Source organism: Embleya sp. NPDC001921 (assembly GCF_053594475.1).
The window spans coordinates 13,698-27,878 of record NZ_JBSFEO010000083.1; the positions used below are offsets into that span (position 1 = coordinate 13,698).

General features: G+C 73.5%; 15 protein-coding genes. 6 read left to right on the plus strand and 9 right to left on the minus strand.

Annotated elements, in window-relative coordinates:
- Positions 1-117: 117 nt before the first annotated feature.
- Positions 118-1,341, minus strand: coding sequence for a serine hydrolase domain-containing protein (locus ACWCPW_RS48900; protein WP_449768127.1), 1,224 nt, complete (start codon positions 1,339-1,341; stop codon positions 118-120).
- Positions 1,342-1,426: 85 nt separating this feature from the next.
- Here ACWCPW_RS48900 and ACWCPW_RS48905 point away from each other — a divergent pair, with 85 nt between their 5' ends.
- The 3 genes from ACWCPW_RS48905 to ACWCPW_RS48915 are packed head-to-tail and all read left to right on the plus strand — an operon-like array spanning position 1,427 to position 3,598.
- A complete protein-coding gene (locus ACWCPW_RS48905; protein WP_449768128.1) occupies positions 1,427-2,098 on the plus strand; it encodes a response regulator transcription factor in 672 nt (223 codons plus the stop codon).
- Positions 2,089-3,336, plus strand: coding sequence for a sensor histidine kinase (locus ACWCPW_RS48910; protein ID WP_449768129.1), 1,248 nt, complete (start codon positions 2,089-2,091; stop codon positions 3,334-3,336). The genes ACWCPW_RS48905 and ACWCPW_RS48910 overlap by 10 nt, the downstream gene beginning before the upstream one ends.
- A gap of 49 nt (positions 3,337-3,385) precedes the next feature.
- On the plus strand, positions 3,386-3,598 hold the full coding sequence (locus ACWCPW_RS48915) for a DUF4287 domain-containing protein (RefSeq protein WP_449768130.1): 213 nt from the start codon (positions 3,386-3,388) through the stop codon (positions 3,596-3,598).
- A 93-nt stretch (positions 3,599-3,691) separates the two neighbouring features.
- On the opposite strand, the gene ACWCPW_RS48920 is transcribed toward ACWCPW_RS48915, so the two are convergent.
- From ACWCPW_RS48920 to ACWCPW_RS48930, 3 genes are all read right to left on the minus strand, one after another.
- Entirely contained in the window at positions 3,692-4,702 is a 1,011-nt protein-coding gene (locus ACWCPW_RS48920; protein ID WP_449768131.1) for a Gfo/Idh/MocA family protein, read from the minus strand.
- Positions 4,703-4,919: 217 nt separating this feature from the next.
- Positions 4,920-5,909, minus strand: a complete 990-nt coding sequence (locus tag ACWCPW_RS48925) for an ornithine cyclodeaminase family protein (RefSeq protein WP_449768132.1) — start codon at positions 5,907-5,909, stop codon at positions 4,920-4,922.
- A gap of 175 nt (positions 5,910-6,084) precedes the next feature.
- Complete coding sequence (locus ACWCPW_RS48930) at positions 6,085-7,032, minus strand: LysR family transcriptional regulator (RefSeq protein WP_449768133.1); 948 nt, start codon at positions 7,030-7,032, stop codon at positions 6,085-6,087.
- Between the two features lie 72 nt (positions 7,033-7,104).
- On the opposite strand from ACWCPW_RS48930, the gene ACWCPW_RS48935 reads away from it, so the two are divergent.
- Positions 7,105-8,049, plus strand: a complete 945-nt coding sequence (locus ACWCPW_RS48935) for a dihydrodipicolinate synthase family protein (RefSeq protein ID WP_449768134.1) — start codon at positions 7,105-7,107, stop codon at positions 8,047-8,049.
- Positions 8,050-8,179: 130 nt separating this feature from the next.
- On the opposite strand, the gene ACWCPW_RS48940 is transcribed toward ACWCPW_RS48935, so the two are convergent.
- Positions 8,180-8,623: a protein-tyrosine phosphatase family protein gene (locus ACWCPW_RS48940; RefSeq protein WP_449768135.1), complete on the minus strand. Its 444-nt coding sequence runs from the start codon at positions 8,621-8,623 to the stop codon at positions 8,180-8,182.
- Positions 8,620-9,210 carry a CGNR zinc finger domain-containing protein gene (locus ACWCPW_RS48945; RefSeq protein ID WP_449768136.1) on the minus strand — a complete coding sequence of 197 codons (591 nt, stop codon included), beginning with the start codon at positions 9,208-9,210 and terminating at the stop codon, positions 8,620-8,622. The genes ACWCPW_RS48940 and ACWCPW_RS48945 overlap by 4 nt, the downstream gene beginning before the upstream one ends.
- Before the next feature lie 365 nt (positions 9,211-9,575).
- Here ACWCPW_RS48945 and ACWCPW_RS48950 point away from each other — a divergent pair, with 365 nt between their 5' ends.
- Positions 9,576-10,172: a GNAT family N-acetyltransferase gene (locus tag ACWCPW_RS48950; RefSeq protein WP_449768137.1), complete on the plus strand. Its 597-nt coding sequence runs from the start codon at positions 9,576-9,578 to the stop codon at positions 10,170-10,172.
- 139 nt (positions 10,173-10,311) lie between these two features.
- Here ACWCPW_RS48950 and ACWCPW_RS48955 read toward each other — a convergent pair whose 3' ends face one another.
- The 3 genes from ACWCPW_RS48955 to ACWCPW_RS48965 form a co-directional block, all read right to left on the minus strand.
- Positions 10,312-11,022 (minus strand): hypothetical protein, encoded by a 711-nt coding sequence (locus ACWCPW_RS48955; protein ID WP_449768138.1) that lies wholly within the window; start codon positions 11,020-11,022, stop codon positions 10,312-10,314.
- A 16-nt stretch (positions 11,023-11,038) separates the two neighbouring features.
- Complete coding sequence (locus ACWCPW_RS48960) at positions 11,039-12,055, minus strand: NAD(P)/FAD-dependent oxidoreductase (RefSeq protein ID WP_449768139.1); 1,017 nt, start codon at positions 12,053-12,055, stop codon at positions 11,039-11,041.
- 166 nt (positions 12,056-12,221) lie between these two features.
- Entirely contained in the window at positions 12,222-12,914 is a 693-nt protein-coding gene (locus ACWCPW_RS48965; RefSeq protein ID WP_449768140.1) for a hypothetical protein, read from the minus strand.
- A 353-nt stretch (positions 12,915-13,267) separates the two neighbouring features.
- Here ACWCPW_RS48965 and ACWCPW_RS48970 point away from each other — a divergent pair, with 353 nt between their 5' ends.
- Positions 13,268-13,927, plus strand: a complete 660-nt coding sequence (locus ACWCPW_RS48970; protein ID WP_449768141.1) for a TetR/AcrR family transcriptional regulator — start codon at positions 13,268-13,270, stop codon at positions 13,925-13,927.
- Positions 13,928-14,181 lie beyond the last annotated feature (254 nt).

The window sequence follows — 14,181 nt, forward strand, 5'->3', positions numbered from 1 at the left end:
GGGAGGCGGGAAGCGGAAAGCGGAAAGCGGGAAGCGGAAAGCGGGAAGCGGGAGGCGGGAGCGCACAGCGGCCGTGCACAAGCGGCAGCGGCGAGCGGCCGGCTGCCGGCGCGCCGACTACGCCGTGATCAGCTTTCGCCCCAACTCGACGATGGGATCGATCCGGTCGTCGTAGTTGCCGAGCACGATCGACACCCAGTCCAGGTCGGGGAAGACGTCCAGTTGATTCGCCGTGCCGGGCCCGCCGCCCGAATGCCCGCACAGGCGTTGTCCGTTGACCATCAGGTCCTCGAATCCATAGGCGTGGAAACGATCCTGGGTCGGCGGGCCGGGCCGCTGCGCGGGGGTAAGGGCGACCTTGCCGGTGGTGACCAGGTCGGTGAACGCCGGGGAGAGGAGGCGGCCCGCCGTCAGGGCGCGCGCGAAGGCGAGCAGGTCGGGCGCGGTCGCGTACGCGCCGCCCGCGGGGCCGTTGGTGTACGGAAAGAACGGGCTGGTCGAGGCGTCGATACGGGGGCCGGAGGGTTGCGTCCAGTACGGGTGGGCGAGGTCGGCGACGGACGGCAGGTCGGGCTTGCCGTGGAAGGCGGCGCGGGTCATGCCGGCCGGTTCGAAGACGTGGCGCCGGATGTGGTCGACGTACGACATGCCGGAGACCTTGGCCACGATGGCCCCCAGCACCCAGTACTCGTCGTTGGTGTACTCGTACCGGGTGCCGGGCGCGAACCGCGGCGGGGTCGCGCGGACGGCGGCGAGTGTGCCCTCCAGCACCTTGTCGAAGCTGTCCCAGTCGGCGGGCGGGCCGCCGCTGCCCAGCGGGGGTCGGCCGATGCCGGAGGTGTGGGTGAGCAGTTGATGGATCGTCACATGGTCGGCGATCTCGGCGGGGAAGCCGTCGAGATAGGCCCCCACGCCGGCCTGGAACGCGACCTTGCCCTGGTGGGCGAGTCCGGCGATGGCCAGGCCGGTGAAGGGTTTGGTGATCGAGGCGAGATTGAACACGGTGTCCGGCCCGTTGCGGATCGCGCGGACCCGGTCGGCCATGCCGTGCGACCTGGCCAGGACCGGCCGCCCCCGGTGGGCCAGGAGCACCGTGCCGGAGAACCGGTCCTCGGCGGCCAGTCGGGTGATCAGCCGGTCGTACGCACCGCCGGGGCGCAGGTCCTTCGGGACGCCGGATCCGTGCGGACGGGCGTTGGCGTCGGCGTTGGCGTCCGCGTCTTCGGACGCCACCAGGATGCCCGCGCCGGCGAGCGGAACGGCCGCGAGCAGGCCGATGATCGAGCGCCGGGACGGTCGTACCGTCGATCGGGCGGAGGTCGAGGGAGTGTCGTGGGCCATGACCGTTGTCTATCGGCGCGGGTCGATGGGCGGCCGATCGTCCGGCCATACGGGATCCATATGTGCCGGCCGGCATGCTGCGCGCATGCGAGTGCTGCTGGTTGAGGACGAACAGCCGCTGGCCGGCTACATCGCCGCCGGGTTGCGCAAACACGGATTCGCCGTCGATGTCGCCGGTGACGGCCAAAGCGCCTTGGACAGGGGCGAGTCCACGCCCTACGACGTGGTGGTGCTGGACCGGGACCTGCCGGTGGTGCACGGCGACACGGTGTGTCGACGGATGGCCGAACGGGGCACGTCGCGCATCCTGATGTTGACCGCCTCCGGTGCGGTCGAGGACCGCGTCGACGGGCTCACCCTCGGTGCCGACGACTACCTGGGCAAGCCGTTCGCGTTCTCCGAGTTGATCGCCCGGGTACACGCCCTGGCGCGGCGCAGCGCGCCGGCCCGACCGCCGATCCTGCGCGCCGCCGATGTGACGCTGGACCCGGCCCGGCGCACCGTCGAGCGGGCCGGCCGGCTGCTCTCGCTGACGCCGAAGGAGTTCGGTGTCCTGGCCCAACTGCTCGCGGCGGGCGGGGATCTGGTCAGCGCGGAGACGCTGCTGGAGAAGGTGTGGGACGAGCACGCCGATCCCTTCACCAACGCGATCCGGATCACCGTGGGCACGCTGCGCCGCAAGCTGGGCGATCCGCCGCTGATCGAGACGGCGACCGGCGCCGGGTATCGGATCGGCGGACCCCGGCCGTGCGATTGAGCGCGCGCGGCCGGTTGGCGATCCTGTACACCGCGCTCGTGTTGGCCGCGGGAGTGGCGTTGACCGCGCTGACCTACGCGCTGGTGCGGCGGAGCATGCGTCATCGGATCGTGGTCGACATCCGGACCGAGTCGCCCGGCGCCCCCGGGCCTCCGCCGAGGGGCCTGCCGAGGCCGGAGGAGCTCGCGGACCGGGTGCGGGCCACGACGTTGTCCGAATTGCTGACCCAGGCCGCGATCTCGCTCATCCTGGTGGTCGTGCTCGCGGCCGTGCTGGGTTGGCTGGTGGCCGGGCGGGTGTTGCGGCCGATTCGCGCGATCTCGGCCACCGCCCGACGGTTGTCGGCGGAGAACCTCTCGGAGCGCATGCCGGTGAGCACACCGGCGGACGAACTCGCCGAACTGGCCGACACCGTCAACGGCATGCTGGACCGCATCCAGGCGGGCATCGCGGAACGCGACCGGGCGCTGGCCGGCCAACGCATGTTCACCGCGAACGCCGCCCACGAGCTGCGCACCCCGCTGACCACCATGCGCACCGCGATCGAGGTGACCCTGGACGGCGAGCCGGACCGGGCCGAACTGCTCACCATGGCCGAGGACGTCAGGACCGCGGTCGAACACAGCCGGCGGACCCTGGACGGCCTCCTGGCCCTGGCCCGCGGCCGGATACGCCCCGACACGCACCGTGCGGTGGACCTCGCGGAGGTGGCGACGGGCCTGGTGAGGGGTGCCGCGGACGAGGCCGCCACCCGGGGCATCGAACTGCGTACCGACCTGCGGCCCGCCGCGCTCGGCGGCGATCCGATCCTGATCGAGCGCATGGTCGGAAACCTGCTCGACAACGCGCTCCGCTACAACCGGCCCGGCGGCCACGTCGCGGTGACCACGGGCACCGAGGACGCCCGGGCGTTCCTGCGCGTCGACAACTCCGGCGCGCTCGTCGCTCCCGAGGACGCGGACGGGCTGCTGGAGCCGTTCGTGCGCGGCGAGGGTGTGCGCACCCGCGCCGACGGCGGCGCGGGACTGGGCCTGTCCATCGTCCGCGCGATCGTCACCGCCCATCGGGGCGAGATCACCACGACCGCCCGCCCGACCGGCGGCCTGGACATCACCACCCGGTTCCCCGCCTCGCCCCAGGCGTCGTGCCCGCCGGTACGACCGGGCGACATGGCATGTGACCTGGATCTCTTGCCGAGGCCGATGAGTTCGCGGGCGCACGGCGGTCGATACCCATGACAACACCATCCGCCGCATGCGCCGCATCCGCCGAGAGGACACCAGGACGATGAGCGAGACCCCGAACGGCCCCGCGAGCTACTTTCCGATGATCGAGAAGAAGTACGGCCGCACGATCGCGGACTGGCAGGACCTGATCCGGTCCTCGCCGCTGACCAAGCACATGGAACTGGTCACCTGGCTCAAGACCGAGTACGGCGTCGGACACGGCCACGCGAACGCCCTGGTCAAGCACACCCTCACCGAGGACCTCGCCCGGTAGGGCGCACCGAGCGAGCGGATGGCGGGACGGGCGAGTGCCCGTCCCGCCGCGGCTCACTCGAACACGGCGCGACCACCGGGCGAAGCACACCGGTCAGGCCACTCCCGGGTAGGTGACACCGATGCGTTCGCGCACGGCGTCCAGTGTGCGCATGACCGCGAGCGTGCCGTCCAGGGGTACGAGCGGGGATTCGGTTTCGCCGGCCCGCAGGCACCGCATCACCTCGGCGGCCTCGTGGCGCATCGTTCCGCGTTCGGGGTCGTCGGTGACATCGGCGAGCAGGACCGGTTGCGGTTCGTGGCCCGGGCGGTGGACGACGAAGCGGTCCGGGTAGAAGAAGCCGTCGGAGAACTCGATCCGGCCCCTGGTGCCGGTGATCGTCGCGGGCGCGTCGGTGTCGGCGGTGAAGGTGCAGCCCAGCGTCGCCACGGCGCCGCCGTCCCAGCCCAGGACGATGCCCGTGTTGTCGTCCACGCCCTCGGGGGTCAGGTGTGCCCAGGCCCGGATCGCGTCCGGCTCACCCAGCAGCAACTGGGCGAAGGACACCGGGTAGACGCCGAGGTCGAGCAGCGCGCCGCCACCCTGCGCCGGGTCGCGCAGTCGGTGCTCCGGCGGGAAGTCCCCGGCGAACCCGAACGCCGCCGAGACGCCCCGTACCTCGCCGATCACGCCGTCGGCGATCACCTCGCGCAGTCGGCGGATCAGCGGGTGGCAGTACGTCCACATCGCCTCCATCAGGAACAACCCGCGGTCGCGGGCCAGATCCACCAGTTCGCGGGCCTGGCGGGAGTCGAGCGTGAACGCCTTCTCGCACAGTACGGCCCGACCCGCCTCCAGACACAGGCCGGCCGCCGCGCGGTGCGCGGAGTGCGGCGTGGCCACGTAGACGACGTCCACCTCGTCGTCCGCCGCCAATTCGGCCCAACTGCCGTAGGCCCGCGGGATGCGGTGGCGCTCGGCGAACGCCTTCGCGGACTCGAGGCGGCGTGAACCCACCGCGACCACCTCGGTGTTCGGCAGGCCCCGCAGCGCGTCGGTGAATTCGGCGGCGATGCCACCGGTGGCCAGGATTCCCCAACGTATGATCCGCGTGCCGTCGCTCATCGGTGCCCCACAACTCGGTCTCGGTCGTGCGCGATCGCCGACAGACCGGCGAAGGGCGCGCCTGCTCCGATGGAGCGTGCCATACCGCCCGCAGGCCCGGGCACACCGGAGCCGCCACCGGTGCCGTACGGCACACGGGCACGCCGGAGCCGGCCGGCGCGCCCCACGAGCCCGTGCGGGCGTACGCGTACGCGCACCGCGCGGAACGGCGGCGGCGCTACCGCAGCGAGATCTCCCGGCCGATCGACTGCTCGCGGGCGGCGGCGACGACCAGGGCCGCGGCGGCGGCGTCCTGTACGGCCACGCCGACCGATTTGTAGAGCGTGAGCTGCTCCGGCGAGGTGCGGCCGGGACGGCTGCCGGCGACCAGTTCGCCCAGTTCGGCGTAGAGGTGTTCGGCGGTGATCACGCCGTCGCGGATCGGCATCAGCAGGTCGTTGCTGCCCGCCGGGAACGGCGCCAACACGGCTTCGCGCGATTCGACGCAGACCAGCGCGTCGGCGACGGTGGCGTCGTCGAGTTCACGGCCGGCCGGGTTGAAGCCCACCGACGTGACGTGTGTCCCGGGCGACAACCACGCGCGCCGGACCACGGGTTCCACGGCGTTCGTGACCGCCGCGACGATGTCCGCGCCGTCGAGCGCCTCGGCGTAGTCGGCCACCGCGCGTACCTCGGCGGGCACCTCGGCGGCCAACTCGTCGGCCAGCGCCGCCGCCCTCGCCCGATCGCGCCCGACCACCCGGATCTGCCGGATCGGCCGGACCCGGCACATCGCCCGGGCGTGCGAGCGGGCCTGGACCCCGGTGCCCAGGATCGCCAGCACCGTCGCGTCCTCGCGGGCCAACAGCCGCGCCGACAACGCCGAACAGGCGCCGGTGCGCACCGCCGTGATGGCGGTGCCGTCCAACAACGCCGTCGGCTCACCGGTCTTCGGGTCGAACACCACGATCAGCGCCTGGTGGGTAGGCAGCGGCGTCCCGGCGTTGTGCGGGAAGAGCGAGACCAGTTTGCTCATCAGCGCACCGGACGAGGGAACGTGTCCCGGCATGGCCGCCAGGAAGGCGTCCCGATCCGGAACCACGGCGGCGATCCGCTCCGGCGCCGAGGCGCGACCGGCGCTGAGGTCCGCCATCGCCGCGGCGAGCGCGTCGATCAACGCGTCCGGCTCGAGCAGGGCCTCGACCTGCGCGTATCCGAGCACCAGCATGGGGCCCACCCTCCTCGTGGCGATCGTCCGGTCCAGACCGCTCGCTGGGGACAGCGTCGCCCGTGAGCCGCCGCGACCCCGACCGCGACACGCGGGACGGCGGGCACGATCGTTCGTCCGGACCCACCGGGCCCACTCGCCCGGGGCGTCGCGCGCGGGCTCGGGCGTACGGGTCTCAGCCCCTCGGCGGCGGCGGCGAGTGCGCCGGCGGACCCGGCCGCGCGGGGGCCAGTTCCGCCGGAACGCACGTGCGCAACGCGTCGGCCGCCGCGAGCACCGCGGGGTGTTCGGCGGCGCCGCCGCGAAAGGCGATCGTGGTGCGCCGGTGGATCGGCAGCCTGGTCAGGACCACCTCGGGCGGGGGATCCACGATGCCCAGGTGCGGTACGACGGCGACGCCCTGCTCCGCCGCGACCAGGGCCAGCACCGTGGCGAAGTCGTCCACCTGGTGTCGCACGTGCGGGGTGAAGCCGGCGGCCTGACAGGCGCGGATCGTCATCGCCTGGCACAAGGTGCCCGAAGTAGCGGTGATCCAGGGCGAGTTCCGCCAGTGCCCGAGCATCGACGCGTCGGTCGTCCGGTCCGGTGCGGGCGACGTCGAGGCCAGGTACATCGGCTCGGCGCACAACGGCAGGCCGGCCAGGCCGACCTCGTCCACCGGCGGTACGAAGTCGTACTCGTGGATCAGCGCCACGTCCAGCTCGCCCGCCCGCAGCGCGCCCGCGACCTCGGCCGGGTCGATCTCCAGCACCATCGGCTCCAGGCCCGGATGCCGCCGGCCGAGGCAGGTCAGCGCGCCGAGGACGATGGTCCGGGTCGCGCTGGGGAAGGTGCCGATCCGCAGTGGCCCCGCCAGGCCGCGGCGGGTGTTCGCCAGGTCCGCCGAGGCCTGTTCCAGGTGCGCGAGGACGGCCTCCGTGTGGCGGACCAGGTTGTGTCCGGCCGGGGTGAGGGTGACCCGGCGTCCCGTGCGCTCCAGGAGCGGGACCCCGGCTTCGCGTTCGAGCACGCCGAGTTGCTGGGAGACCGCGGACGGGGTGAAGGCGAGCGCCTCGGCGACCGCGGCGATGGTGCCGCGCAGGGACAGTTCGCGCAGCAGGCGCAGACGGCGGACGTCGAGCATCAGTACAGCTTACGCTCACGTTCACGAATATGAACTGGACCTGAAGGATCTGCGCGGGTCACGCTCGTAGGCATGACTCAGCACCCGCCCCGACACGGGGTCCACGTACCGCTCGTCACGCCGTTCGCCGCCGATGGCGCCGTCGCGCGGGACGCGCTCGAAGAGCTCGCCCACGCCGTGCTGGCGGCGGGCGCCGAGGGGATCGTCGCCCTGGGTACGACCGCCGAGGCCGCCACGCTCGACGCCGACGAGCGGGTCGCGGTCGTCGACGTGTGCGCCCGGGTCTGCGCGGAACACGACGCGGTACTGACCATCGGTGCCGGCGGCAACGACACCCGGGCCACGGCGGCGGCTCTCGCGGACCTCGCCCGGTGGCCGACGGCCGCCGCCGCGCTGGTGCCCGTCCCGTACTTCACCCGCCCCTCGCCGGCCGGCGTGATCGCGCACTTCACCCACCTGGCCGACAACAGCCCCGTACCGCTGATCGTCTACCACATTCCGTACCGCACCGGACAGGCGCTGGACGCGGCCGACCTGCGTGCGGTGGGGCGGCTTCCGGGCGTCGCCGGCGTCAAGTTCGCGCCGGGCGGCATCGACCAGGACGCGGTGGACCTGCTCGGCGACCTTCCACCGGACTGCGCGGTCCTGGCCGGCGACGACCTGTTCCTGTCACCGCTGCTGGCGTTGGGCGCGTCGGGCGGCATCCTCGCGTCGGCGCACCTGGCCACCCGCGAATTCGCGGAGTTGTGCGCCGCGTGGCGCGACGGCGACCTCGCCCGCGCGCGGGACCTGGGACACGCGCTCGCGCGGTTGTCCGCCGCCGCCTTCGGCGAGCCCAATCCCACCGTGATCAAGGGCGTGTTGCACGCCCAGGGCCGGATCCCCACCGCGGACGTACGCCTGCCGTTGTTGCCCGCCGGGCGCGCGTCGGTCGAGCGCACGCTGAAGCGGCTGGGCGACCTGGGCGACCCGGGCGAACCGGCGGACCTCGGCGAGACGGCCGAGTCGGCCGCGTAGGCGCGCACGGATCCGGGTCGTACCCGCGCGCGGACTTCGCGTCGCACCCGTGCGCGGACTTCGCGTCGCACCCGTGCGCGGACCGCGCGTCGTGCGCGTCGCCGCGGCGCGAGGCACGGCACGGGCGTGGTCACGAGGTGGGGAAGCGGGTTGCCCAGCGGCGTTGCCAGGGGGTCTCGACGGCGCGTGGGTGGTGGTGCCGACGGGTCCAGTCGACCGCTTCGGCGGGGTCGACGCCGGACAGGACGGCGAGGCAGGCGATGACGGTCCCGGTACGGCCGACGCCGCCCCCGCAGGCGACCTCGACCGAGGCGCCCGTACGGGCCCGCTCGTGCAGCGCCCGGATGTGCCGCACGGCCGCGTCCCGGTCGCGTGGCAGGCAAAAGTCCGGCCAGTCGAGCCACGTGTGCGGCCACGGCAGCGCGTCTTCGTGCCGTCGGCGCAGGCGGTCGGAGCCGAGGTAGAGGCCGAATTCCGGCGGTGGTCCATCGGGTGGCGGGTGGCGCAGGCCGCGACCGCGGATCCAGGTGCCGTCCGGGAGTCGGAGGGCACCCGCGAGGGGGGTGTCGCTCATCGGTTCACGCTCTCTTCCCTGCGGCGCGCGCGGTGGTTGGCGACATTGACCCGATTGCCGCATCGGTCGGGCATGCAGTAGCGGCGGCGACCGGCCCGGCTGGTGTCCACGAACACACCCCGGCAGTCCGCGGTGGCGCAGGCCCGGAAGCGCTCGTGGCCGAGCACCCGGACGACGCCGAGCAGCCCGACGCCGATCAGCGTGGCCAACTCGTCGGCGAGGCAGGCGTCGGGCACGGTCGGGACGGACCACTGCCAGCCGCGGTCGGCGTCGCGAACCAGCGTCGGCGCGCCCCCGGCGCGGGCGACGAGCACGCTCGCGCCCGCGACGGCGTGCTCCTCGGTCTCGGTCTCCACGATCACCCGCACCTCGCGCCGCAGCAGTCCCACCGCGTGGAGATCGGCGGCGGTCGGCGCCCGCCCGTCGGCGACAGCGTGCGGCCGAAGGCCGTGCTCGGTCAGGAAGTCCGCCAGGGCGCCCGGGTCGGGGAGGGCGTCGCCGGTGGTGGGCCGCACGGTGGGTGAGGTGTTGATCAGGTCGGTCGCGATCGCCGCGCCGACGGCGTAGTCGGTGATGGGGATCCGCACGTGTGTTGCCCCCGCGATGTCTGTAACTGGTTAAGTATGACTATAACCCTTACCGGAAGCGCGTGGGAACTCTCGTGATGCCGCGATGCCGCGAAGACGTCGGTGCGACCGGTGTGTGACCGGGACGCGACCGCCGCGGGGCCGCGGTGTGACCGGGCGGGGCAGGCCCGCCGCCACCGCGCGCCACGCCCGGCGACGGGCCCGGGAGTGTCCCCAACTCGACCGCGCGGAAGTGTTGTTCGACACCGGTTTCGGTCGACCCCGGTCGAGTGGGTTTTTCGTGGCCACTGTTCGCGGGGTAGGGGCTTCGCGGACAATCGTTGCGAAGCCCCGACGCACGGGGTCGGCGGGAAGGGAGCAGGTCGTTGATCCGTTTCGCGCACCGCGCCAAGGGTGGGGCCGTGCTGGGGGCGGCGCCGGGCCACCATGGACCGTTCGGCGCCGACCTGCCGATCGGCCTTGCCGACGTTCGCCTCGTGCCCCGGGCCTACACCCATCCGGACACCCAGATCCTCCTGCACGCGCTGTACGCGGAGCAGGTCGGCCTCTACGGGTTCGCCGATCACCCCGACACCAGCGAGCCCCGCGATCTGGAGCCTCCCGAGGGCCTGTTCGTGCTCGCCTACAACGGACACGCGCCGGTCGGCTGCGGCGGTTGGCGGACCATGCCCGGTCGGGCGGCGGAGATCAAACGCCTCTATGTCAGCCCGGAGCAGCGCGGGAGCGGCTACGGACGCCGTCTGCTCGCCACGCTCGAACACACCGCCGCCCAGGCCGGCGCACTGCGGCTGGTGGTGGAGACGGGCAACCGCAACATCGGGGCGCTCGCCCTGTTCGCCGCGAGCGGGTACACGCTGCGCGACGGCTACGTCCAGGGCCGCGATCCGGCCGTCAACCGCGCGATGACCAAGCCGCTGCTGCGCACGGCGGGTCGGGGCCCGCTCTCCGCGCCGCCGCGCTGATCCGCCGCGGCCGGCGTACCCGCGGCGGACGCGTCGGGACGACTCGCGGGGCACGGCGCGCGTTCTCGCCGATGCCGATGCCGATGCCGATGCCGACGTCGCCGACCTGCCCGGTGCCGTGCCGCCGGCATGCCCGGAGTCAGTCGAACAGCGACTCCTGCACGTCGAGCGGGGGCATGAACTCGGGTTCGAGCGCGGGCGGCGCAGAGCCCGCGACGCGTGCGAGGTCCTCCAGCGTCGACCAGCGGCCGACGGCGGCGCCCTGCGCGACCACGGTGTGGAACAGGTGTGCCAGCGCGTACGCGTCCCACGTGACGGCGCGTTCGGGCGGGGGCCGCAGGCCGATCCGCTGGAGCCGGGCGTCCAGGGACTGCGGCGCGGCGGTGGGGGCGACGATCGCGGCGAGGGCCATCACGTCCAGGACGAGGGACGACGCGAGCAGGGGGCAGTAGGCCCGCTGCTCCCACACGAGCGTCTTCTCGGCGAACGGCGACACCCCGATCAGCGCGTGCGGGATGTCGCGCACCAGGTGACGCTCGACGCCGGCCAGCGCCTCGGCGAGCGAACCGGGTGCGGCGGGCGGCACCGGGACGCCGATCGGCGCGGGCGGCGGGCTTCCGGGCGGCGGAGGTTCGATCGGGGCGTACGCCCGCCAGGCGACGTGATCACCGGGCCCGTGGTGGGTGAGCGCGGCGACCTCGACGGGGACCGGGCGATGCAGCCCCCGGGTCTCCAGCCGAAAGCGCAATCCCACGAAGCGCACACCCGACAGCGGCGTCGTACTCGTCCGTTCGGCCACCCCCGGAGTGTAGGCGCCGGTGTCCCGGTCCTCGCGGAGCCGCTCGCCCATGTCGCGCGGGGTCGGTTCACAGGCCGTGGCGCCGGTCGCCCAGGACCAGTTCGCAAACCCGCGCCTCGTTCGCGGCCGAGAACGGGTCCCGGTGAGCGGCGACCGCCGCTCGGGTGGCCTCGTCGGTCAGGTCGCCGTCGATCCGGATCGCCGCCGTGGCGCCCGCCGCCGCGGCGGCGCCGACCTGGGCGGCCGGGTCGGTGACGTTGCCGGCGACCCACACCCCGGGCACCTCGGTAGGACCACCCGGTTCGGAGGGGATGTACTCGCCGGCTCCCGACGGATGTTCCACCGTCCGCAATCCGAGCCCCGACAGGAACCCGGCGCGCGCGACCATCCTCGGCGACACCGCGAGTGCGTCGAGGCCGACCCCTGTGCCGTCGCCCAGTCGTACGCCCACGAGGCGATCGTCGACGACGTCCAAGGAGGACACCTCACCGGCCGCCACGCGGATGCCGCGGGCGGCCAACCGCTCCGCGTCCTCGGCGGTCGGCGACAGGGTGTGCGCGAAGAACGTGACGTTGTCGCTCCATTGGCGCAGCAGCAGTGCCTGGCGCACCGACAGCGGCCCACTGCCCAGTACTCCGATGGCCAGATCGCGGACCTCCCAGCCGTGGCAGTACGGGCAGTGCAGCACGTCCCGGCCCCACCGGGCGCGCAGACCCGGCACGTTCGGCAACTCGTCGACCAGCCCGGTGGTCACCAGCAGTCTGCGGGCGCGGACGGTGCGGCCGTCGGTCAGCGCCACGTCGAACCGGCCCTCGACCCCGGTCACTGCCTCGACCTCGCCGGACACCACATGTCCGCCGTACGCGCGGACCTCCGCCCGCCCGCGCTCCGACAACTCCGCCGGCGGCATCCCGTCCCGGCCCAGCAGCCCGTGGACACCCTCGGCTGGCGCGTTGCGCGGGGCGCCGGAGTCGACCACCACCACCGAACGCCGCGCCCGGGCCAGCATCAGCGCACCGTTCAACCCCGCGGCGCCGCCGCCGACCACCACCACGTCATAGCCGTCCCGCAACCGATCGGTCATCGTGACCACCTCCACGACGACCATGCGACGGTGTCGGCGGATCCGGCAACATTCTTTGCCGGTTCGGCAACGGCGGTGGCATCGGCGACGTGGTGCGGCCGGTGCCGATCGGGGCCGGAAACCGGCCGGCTCCGACCGGTATTCGGCCGTCACGCGCGAGCGATGGTCAACTGCCGGGAAGGTCCCACACGGTGACCTCGAGGCGCACGGGCGCGTTTCCGGCGGGTGGGCCGGTCAGTCGGAAGTACGCGGTGCGACCCTCGTTGGTGATCGCGCAGAAGCCGGAGCCCTGGGCGAGTTCGCCGGCCAGGTAGGAGCCGCGCTTGGCGACCGCGTCGGCGCACGTCGCGGCCGTCGGCTCCGAACCGCCCTGCGGAAGTGCGGCCAGGGTCGGGGTGGAGCCGACGGTGACGAGTTCGGGCTTGGCGAAGGTGTAGAGGAACACGATGTCCGCCGCCTTGTTCGACTGGCCGACCAGCGGGGGGCCGGTGTCGAGCTCGACGTAGCGGTTCGACGGGTCGACGGTGACCGTGCCGGGGCCGAACAGGACCTTGGGCGGCTGACCACCCGACGGGCGTCCGCCCGTGGTCTGCCCGCCGGACCCCGGCGGGCTCGACGCCGACCGGCCGCTCTCCGGCGGGTTCTGCTGGGCCTGCGTGGCGGCCGGGGCACTCGTACTCGTGGACGAGTTCTTCGAGTTCGAGTCCGCATCGGACCCACTGACGGCGATCGTGACGAAGATGCCGATCAGCGGGATGGCGATGCCCACCACCCACCAGGCCCACTTGGGCTGGGACGGATGTGGCGGGGGTGGGGGAGGGTAACCGTATGCGCCCTGGTTTCCCGGCTGGTTGGTCAAGTCGCCTCCGTGGAACGGGTGCCGGTCGGCGCCGGCACTCTACCCAACGAGCCTCCCGATCGCACTCCCGCGATCATCCCCGCCCGCGCGAGCCGCGCGCACGAACGCGCACGCGCTCACGTGGCCGAACGACCGCCCGCACCCCCGCCGAGCCGGGCATCGCCACCTCGTGTCCGCGGCTCGGGGCGGCGCGCGGGCGCGCGATCGACCCTTGTGGGGCTGCCTGTTGCCGGCCGCGGTGGTGGACGTGGAACACTTCGTCTCGCGAGGGCGGTGGGCCCTCGGCGTCGGGCGGGTGTGATCTCGTCGGTCGTGCCGTGCGTGGCCGCGAGCAGCGGAGGAGGCTGGACACGATGCCCGAATCCGCGCGTGTGGCCCACGGGTTCGGCGCGCCCGGACGTGCGCCGCATCCGCGCGCGCTGCGCAGCCGCGCCGCCGTGTTGAAGGCCGCGCGCGAATTGTTGGTCGAGGACGGCTGGACCGCGGTCACCCACGTGGGTGTCGCCGCCAGGAGCGGCGTGGGCCGGACCACGGTGTATCGGCACTGGCCCGAGCCCACCGCGCTGATCCGCGACGCGATCGTGCAACTCGTCGCCGAATACCGGGATCGGCTCGGCCCCGGCGTCGGCTCCCGGCCGGGAAGCCGGACGGGCGGCCTGCGTGAGGAGTTGGTGGCCGCGCTCGACGGCACCCGGATGCTGCTGCACGACCGTGAGGGCGAGCGGGCCATGCGGGTGTTGATCGAGCGCGCCTCGGACCCGGCGTTCGTGGGCGTGCGGGAGATCCTGCAGCGCGCCGGTACCCATCCCTTCAGGGTGGTCCTGGACGCCGCGAAGGCCCGTGGCGACCTGCCCGTCGACCTGGACGCGGACGCGGCGATCGACCGCCTCGTCGGGCCGCTGGTGTTCCGCCGACTCCTGGCCAACGGCACGATCGACAAGGCGTATGTACGGCAGGTGGTCGACGACTTCCTCACCGCGCACGCCGGGCGCGGGCGACCCAGGGAGCGCTGACCCGGGCCGACGTGCTCCGGGCCGTGGCCGACGCCTCGGGGGCGTTCGGATGACGGCGACGGCCACTCGTTCCCGCTCCGGCCCTACGGTGGGCACCGCCGAGCGATCGAAGCCGCGTTCGTCCTCTTCGGCCGATTGCCGCGCCGCCCGCGCCGCCCGCGACCCGGCACGCAACACCACGTACCTCGACGCCGGCCGGAACCCACCCCCGCTCACCGGGACACCTGCGATCCGACCTCGGCGAGGACCGCGTC